At 44.6% G+C, this 6,903-nt stretch carries 8 protein-coding genes; all 8 read left to right on the top strand.

Annotated features, from left to right (window positions below):
• Positions 1-220: 220 nt before the first annotated feature.
• On the top strand, positions 221-631 hold the full coding sequence (locus B3B27_RS06430) for a SoxR reducing system RseC family protein (RefSeq protein WP_238841482.1): 411 nt from the start codon (positions 221-223) through the stop codon (positions 629-631).
• Between the two features lie 125 nt (positions 632-756).
• Positions 757-1,626 (top strand): Fe-S cluster domain-containing protein, encoded by an 870-nt coding sequence (locus tag B3B27_RS06425; RefSeq protein ID WP_238841481.1) that lies wholly within the window; start codon positions 757-759, stop codon positions 1,624-1,626.
• Between the two features lie 12 nt (positions 1,627-1,638).
• Entirely contained in the window at positions 1,639-2,970 is a 1,332-nt protein-coding gene (gene rsxC / locus B3B27_RS06420) for an electron transport complex subunit RsxC (RefSeq protein ID WP_238841480.1), read from the top strand.
• A 22-nt stretch (positions 2,971-2,992) separates the two neighbouring features.
• Entirely contained in the window at positions 2,993-3,958 is a 966-nt protein-coding gene (locus B3B27_RS06415) for an RnfABCDGE type electron transport complex subunit D (RefSeq protein WP_238841479.1), read from the top strand.
• Positions 3,951-4,616 (top strand): RnfABCDGE type electron transport complex subunit G, encoded by a 666-nt coding sequence (locus B3B27_RS06410; protein WP_238841478.1) that lies wholly within the window; start codon positions 3,951-3,953, stop codon positions 4,614-4,616. The genes B3B27_RS06415 and B3B27_RS06410 overlap by 8 nt, the downstream gene beginning before the upstream one ends.
• Entirely contained in the window at positions 4,609-5,208 is a 600-nt protein-coding gene (locus B3B27_RS06405) for an RnfABCDGE type electron transport complex subunit E (RefSeq protein ID WP_238841477.1), read from the top strand. The genes B3B27_RS06410 and B3B27_RS06405 overlap by 8 nt, the downstream gene beginning before the upstream one ends.
• A 12-nt stretch (positions 5,209-5,220) precedes the next feature.
• Positions 5,221-5,805 (top strand): electron transport complex subunit RsxA, encoded by a 585-nt coding sequence (gene rsxA, locus B3B27_RS06400; protein ID WP_238841476.1) that lies wholly within the window; start codon positions 5,221-5,223, stop codon positions 5,803-5,805.
• Positions 5,806-5,997: 192 nt separating this feature from the next.
• Positions 5,998-6,903 (top strand): DUF6600 domain-containing protein (locus B3B27_RS06395; protein ID WP_349678509.1); only part of this gene is annotated, 906 nt, incomplete at its 3' end.

The following is a 6,903-nucleotide window of genomic DNA, read 5'->3' as shown; positions in this document are numbered from 1 at the left end:
TATATGTTGTGAATGAAATATTCTGTGATAGACTTTTCAACAAATATACTTCAATAAATGTTCGGATGAAGTTGATAAACTTATTTCATCTAAAGCATTTATCATTTACCAACATCATAACAGTTGAGTAAGTTCAAAAAACTTTTACTATTAACAAAAATAATCCGTAACTTTGCACACGGATTGAATTCAAGAAGAAGACTCATTTTACCATTGTTTCATGATCGAGCACGAGGGAATAATTGATAAGATCATCGGCAATCATATATCAGTTCGTATATTGCAACAGTCGGCCTGTAATGCGTGCCACGCCAAAGGTGCATGTATGGCAGCCGATTCAAAAGAAAAACTGATAGATGTTTTTGATTATACCGGAAGTTTCCGGGAGAATGAGCGGGTGATTATTCAAGGGAAGGTTTCCATGGGATATAAAGCTGTTTTATGGGCATTCCTACTCCCCCTTGTTGTCCTTGTCACAATGCTTGTCTTTACCATATCGGTATGGAATTTCAGCGATACGGAGGCAGCTATAAGCTCCATACTCGCTTTAGTTCCCTATTACATAGCACTGTACATGTTAAGAAACAAAATGGCAGACTCTTTTAAATTTACGATAAAAAAAACAGATTAATCAACAACTATTTCATCTAACAAAACAAAAAGAAGACAAATCTACTCGGATTATGTTGTTTTGAGAAATAGTCTATTTCGGCCTATAAATAAAATTTCAAACGTAGGAACAAACTTTAGTTAAACATGAGTGTATTACTTACTGCTGTTGCAACATTAGGTGTTATTGGAGCCGGAAGCGCAGCTATCTTGTATTTAGTGGGTCAAAAATTCAAAGTGGAAGAAGATCCCCGTATCCAGGAGGTCCAGGATGCATTGCCAGCAGCCAACTGCGGAGGTTGTGGTTTCCCCGGATGCGCCTCTTTTGCATCAGCATGCGTGAAAGCAGAAACGCTCGACGGGCTGTTCTGCCCGGTAGGGGGACAGAAAACTATGGGCGAGGTAGCTTCCATACTTGGGCAAAAGGCACCTGTTTCGGTAAAGAAAATTGCAGTGGTCCGTTGTAACGGAACATGCGAAAACAGGCCTCGCACCAACCTTTACGATGGAGTTTCCAGTTGCGCAATTGCTTCGGCGCTCTATGGTGGCGACACTGGCTGTTCTTTTGGTTGCCTGGGGCTTGGCGACTGTGTAGACTCCTGCACCTTCGATGCCATCCACTTAAACCCTGTGACAATGCTCCCGGAAGTTGATGAGGACAAATGTACAGCATGCGGTGCCTGCGTAAAGGCATGTCCCAAGGATATCATCGAACTGCGCAAGCAGGGCCCAAAATCGCGCCGGATATACGTAAGCTGTGTCAACAAGGAAAAAGGTGGCGTTGCAAAAAAATCGTGCAGCGTGGCATGCATCGGGTGTAGCAAATGTCAGCAGGCATGCCCACATGATGCAATTACAATCGAAAACAACCTGGCTTTCATTAACGATGACAAATGCCGTCTATGCCGCAAATGTGTTTCGGTATGCCCCACCAACTCAATTTTGGAATTAAATTTTCCTCCCCGGAAAGAGTCTCCCCAGTCACCCAAGGAGGAGGAGGCCACTGTAACCGTATAAGATAAATATTATATGTTAAAAACATTCAGAATTGGCGGTATTCACCCAAAAGAGTACAAAATATCCGCCGGAAAAGCAATACAGCCCATTGCCATCCCCGATCAGGTGATTGTCCCGCTGTCGCAACACATTGGTGCACCCTGCCAGCCCATAGTCAAGAAAGGTGATGTTGTAAAAACAGGCACACTTATCGGTAAAACCGTGGGATTTGTATCGGCAAACATACACTCTCCTGTTTCCGGAACAGTACTTAAGATAGACAAAGCGCTTGATGCGAGCGGATACAGGCGTGATGCCGTTTACATAAAGGTGGAAGGCGATGAATGGGAAGAATCGATAGACCGTTCTAAAACATTGGTAAAAGAGTGCATTCTTTCACCTAAAGAGATCCTCGAGAAGATTGCCGCTGCAGGTATAGTGGGAATGGGGGGCGCCACCTTCCCCACGCATGTAAAACTTACCCCCCCTCCCGGAACAAAGGCTGAAGTATTGATTGTTAATGCCGTAGAGTGCGAGCCTTATCTTACCTCCGACCATCAGCTGATGATGGAAAAAACCGAAGAGATATTGGTAAGCATTGCCATTGTAATGAAAGCTATAAATACCAGGAAAGCGATTATCGGCATAGAAAACAACAAGAGAGATGCCATTGAGAAATTTACTCAGGCGGCTAAAGCATATTCCAACATAGAAGTAGTAGCGTTGAAGGTTCAATACCCTCAGGGAGGCGAGAAACAACTTATCGATGCTTTGTTAAAACGGCAGGTTCCGAGCGGCGCACTACCCGTATCTGTTGGCGCTATTGTGCAAAACGTGGGTACAATGTTCGCCATATACGAAGCTGTTCAGAAAAACAAACCACTAATAGAGCGTGTTGTAACGGTGACCGGCAAAAATATGAAAAATCCCTGCAATGTTCTTTCACGACTGGGCATTCCGGTGAGTGTTCTTATTGATGCTGCAGGAGGATTGCCCGAATCTACCGGAAAGGTCGTCAGCGGCGGCCCAATGATGGGAAAAGCTCTGGCCAGCACCGACATTCCCGTTACAAAAGGGACTTCAGGAATACTTATTATACCAACACTGGAAGCGAAGCGAAAATCGATGAAAGATTGCATCCGCTGCGCAAAATGTGTCAACGTATGCCCTATGGGATTAAATCCTTCTCTGCTGATGAATCTGACCGAATACGAAATTTGGGACAGAGCGGAAAAAAACAGCATTACAGATTGTATTGAATGCGGTTCATGCAGCTACACCTGTCCCGCCGACCGGCCATTGCTGGATTACATCCGGTTGGGAAAAGGAAAGGTAAACGGGATAATCAGAGCAAGAAAAAAATAACGCAAAGAGAAAGATTTATAATATGGAAAATAAATTGGTTGTCTCACCATCGCCACACGTACATAGCGGAGACAATATTCAAAAAAACATGTATGGCGTGCTCATCGCCCTTATACCGGCGTTCATTGTTGCGCTTTATTTCTTCCGGTTGGATGCGCTAATTATCACAGCCTGTTCGGTACTGTTTTGCATGGGGTTTGAATATCTCATTGTCAGGTTTATAATGAAGAAAGAGCCATCTATTTTCGACGGCTCGGCAATTATCACCGGAGTACTGCTGGCATTTAACGTGCCATCTAACCTTCCGGTATGGATTCTTGCTCTTGGATGCCTTTTCGCCATTGGTGTGGTTAAATTATCGTTTGGCGGGTTGGGCAACAACATCTTCAATCCGGCAATTGCAGGACGTATCTTTCTTCTGATATCATTTCCTGCTCAGATGACCACATGGCCATCTCCCGTGACAGCCACATCCGTTGATGCAGTAAGTTCGGCAACTGTGCTGGGAGTATTAAAACACTCTCCCGAATCGTTGCCAACGATTATGGAAATGTTCCTGGGCATAGAATCAGGTTCGCTTGGAGAGATGAGTGCAGTAGCTCTGCTTATCGGCCTCATTTATCTTCTATGTAAAAAAATAATCACCTGGCATATTCCCATATCAATTATGGCTGTAGTTGCAATTTTTACAGGCATTCTATATATTTTCAATCCCATACCCATGTACAATCCGCTTATACATCTATTTTCGGGGGGACTGATGCTGGGTGCAATTTTCATGGCCACCGACTACGTGACGTCACCAATGACTAAAAGAGGTATGCTCATATACGGAGCCGGCATAGGAGTAATAACAGTAGTGATACGTCTTTGGGGCGCCTATCCCGAAGGAGTCTCATTTGCAATACTGCTGATGAATGCCTTTACTCCGCTCATCAATAACTACACAACACCAAAACGATTCGGGGAGGCAGTAAAACATGGCTAAATTACAATCAACATTCAAAAATATGTTCCTTTCGCTCTCAATTATATGCCTCACGGTAGCCGTGCTGCTGGCGCAAGTGAACAAGATGACCGCGAAACCTATTGCCGAAGCAAAAGCTATGAAGCTTCAAAACGCAATCAGCGAGGTAGTACCGGAGTTCGACAACGATCCTGTAGCTGAGGCTTATCTGATGGCTGACGGCCTGGGCGACTCTCTTATTGTGTATCCGGCAAAGCGGGGCGAAGAGATTGTTGGTTACGCTTTGAACACCTTTTCCAACAACGGTTTCGGCGGAAACATCCAGATCATGGTTGGGTTCGATATGGATAACAAAATTGTGAACTACTCGGTACTGCAGCATGCAGAGACACCGGGACTGGGATCGAAGATGTCGGACTGGTTCAAAGATATCACCAAACCGTCACAGTCCATACTGGGCCGTGATCTGTCACAGGGACTGCTGGCCGTGACAAAAGACGGTGGCAATGTGGATGCCATCACGGCATCTACCATCACCTCAAGGGCGTTTATAGAAGCAGTAAACAGGGCCTATTCGGCATACAAGGGAAGTAAGGAAGATGCAATGTCGGGTGCCACCGAGGCAGCCGCCGATAATAAAAAGGAAAACTCAGAGGAGGGAGGCGCGAACAATGAATAAGCAGATAAAAGTACTTTTCAACGGAATTATTAAGGAAAACCCCACGTTTGTATTGCTGCTGGGGATGTGCCCCACGCTGGCAACCACAAGCTCCGCCATAAACGGAATGAGCATGGGTCTGGCAACGATGTTTGTACTGATATGCTCAAACGCTGTCATATCGATGCTAAAAAACCTGATTCCCGATATGGTGCGTATTCCCGCCTTTATTGTGGTTATAGCCACTTTCGTAACCATCATAGAGATGCTAATGAATGCCTATGTCCCTGCATTGGCCGACAGCCTTGGCATATTTATACCACTTATCGTTGTAAACTGTATTGTTCTTGGCCGTGCCGAGTCGTTCGCATCAAAGAACGGTGTTATACCTTCTGTTTTCGATGGCTTGGGGCAGGGATTGGGTTTTACACTCTCGCTAACGGTATTGGGTGCACTAAGGGAGCTGCTTGGTACCGGAAAGATTTTCTCTCTCAACATCTACCCCGAGAAGTTCGGTTCCCTTATCTTTGTACTTGCACCGGGTGCCTTTATTGTGCTGGGATATCTTATCGCCGCCTTCAATAAACTTCAACATAAGGAAGAAACAAACTAATAACCTGATAGTATGGAATATATTGGAATTATAATAGTCGCCATCTTTGTAAACAATGTTGTCTTTTCCCAGTTCTTGGGGATATGCCCATTCCTGGGTGTGTCGAAGAAGGTAGACACGGCAATAGGTATGGGCCTTGCTGTTACTTTTGTGCTGACCATTGCCACTCTTGTAACATTTCTCCTTCAAAAAGGAATTCTTGAACCTGCCGGGCTCGAATATTTACAGACCATCTCTTTTATCCTTGTAATTGCTGCCCTGGTACAGATGGTTGAGATTGTTCTAAAGAAAATTTCACCTGCTCTTTACCAGGCTTTGGGAGTTTATCTGCCGTTAATAACTACAAACTGTGTTATTCTGGGCGTAGCCATACTGGTTATACAGAAAGATTACAGCCTGTTGGAATCGGTGATCTATGCAGTCGCCACTGCCGTTGGTTATGCCATGGCATTAATAATATTTTCAAGTATCCGGGAACAGATGGCTATCACCAAAATACCCAAAGCTATGAAAGGTATACCCATTGCACTCATAACAGCGGGTATAATTGCCATGGCCTTTATGGGATTTTCGGGAATTGACCAGGTATTTAAGTAAACAGAGTTTATTACAATACGCTTTACTAATCATGACTCAGTGTGGAATATCGCTGCATCCCCCATTGAGCCATGATTTTTTTACCATTTAGCCATATTTCTTGAGTTTCATGCCAGAAAGAGTTAAACCATTTTTCCGAACAGCTGTCATATTGTAAAATCAGAAAAGTTGCACTCTTTAATAATTATAGATATGAAAGCTTTAAAACACCCCATCATTCTAGCAATAATAGCACTGGCTTTTACTTCTTGCTATTCTTCACAAGGATATGTGTATTCGCAAGGACACGATGATTATGGTTATTACGGGGATGATTACTATTACGATGATGATCGTTATTACGGGGACCAAGATAGAGACGGCGTTAGCTTCAGTATATTTTACAATGAGCTGAGTCCTCACGGCAGATGGATCAACAATCACAACTACGGCCGAATTTGGGTTCCAAGAGTTGGAAGAGATTTCCACCCCTATGCCACCAACGGTTATTGGGTAATGACTGATTACGGCAACACCTGGGTTTCCAACTACTCATGGGGATGGGCGCCTTTCCATTACGGACGATGGTTCTATGATGATTTCTACGGATGGGCATGGGTTCCGGGTTACGAGTGGGCACCTGCATGGGTCAGCTGGAGAAGCGGAGGCGGTTATTACGGTTGGGCTCCGATGGGTCCGAGGGTAAACATCAGCATCCATATAAATATTCCGGGCAGCTACTGGACATTCCTGCCTTCCAGATATATGTATCACCGCAGTATGCACAGGTACTATAACAGATACAGCCCCACAATATACAATCGGACAACCATTATCAACAATACTTACATATATAACGATAACCGTTATTACAGCGGGCCAAGCGCAAGAGACTACGAACGCGAAACAGGAAGGAAAGCTACGGTGCGACGGCTTGAAAGCACTAACAACCGTTCAGGCAGATCTACCAGAGTAAGTAATAACGCGGTAAATGTTTATCGTCCCGATGCAAACAGCGGCAGAACCACAAGTACAAGGCCTGCAGTTAGCGGTAGGAGTACAAACAGCAGAAGCAGCAATAGCAATACCAGGGTTTCGGAAGGGACAGCTCCGCGTACC

The sequence above is a fragment of the Proteiniphilum sp. UBA5463 genome (assembly GCF_002427225.1).
Lineage (GTDB): Bacteria > Bacteroidota > Bacteroidia > Bacteroidales > Dysgonomonadaceae > Proteiniphilum > Proteiniphilum propionicum.
The sequence above is the reverse complement of the archived record's forward strand: the minus strand, read 5'-3'. Positions and strand labels throughout refer to the sequence as shown.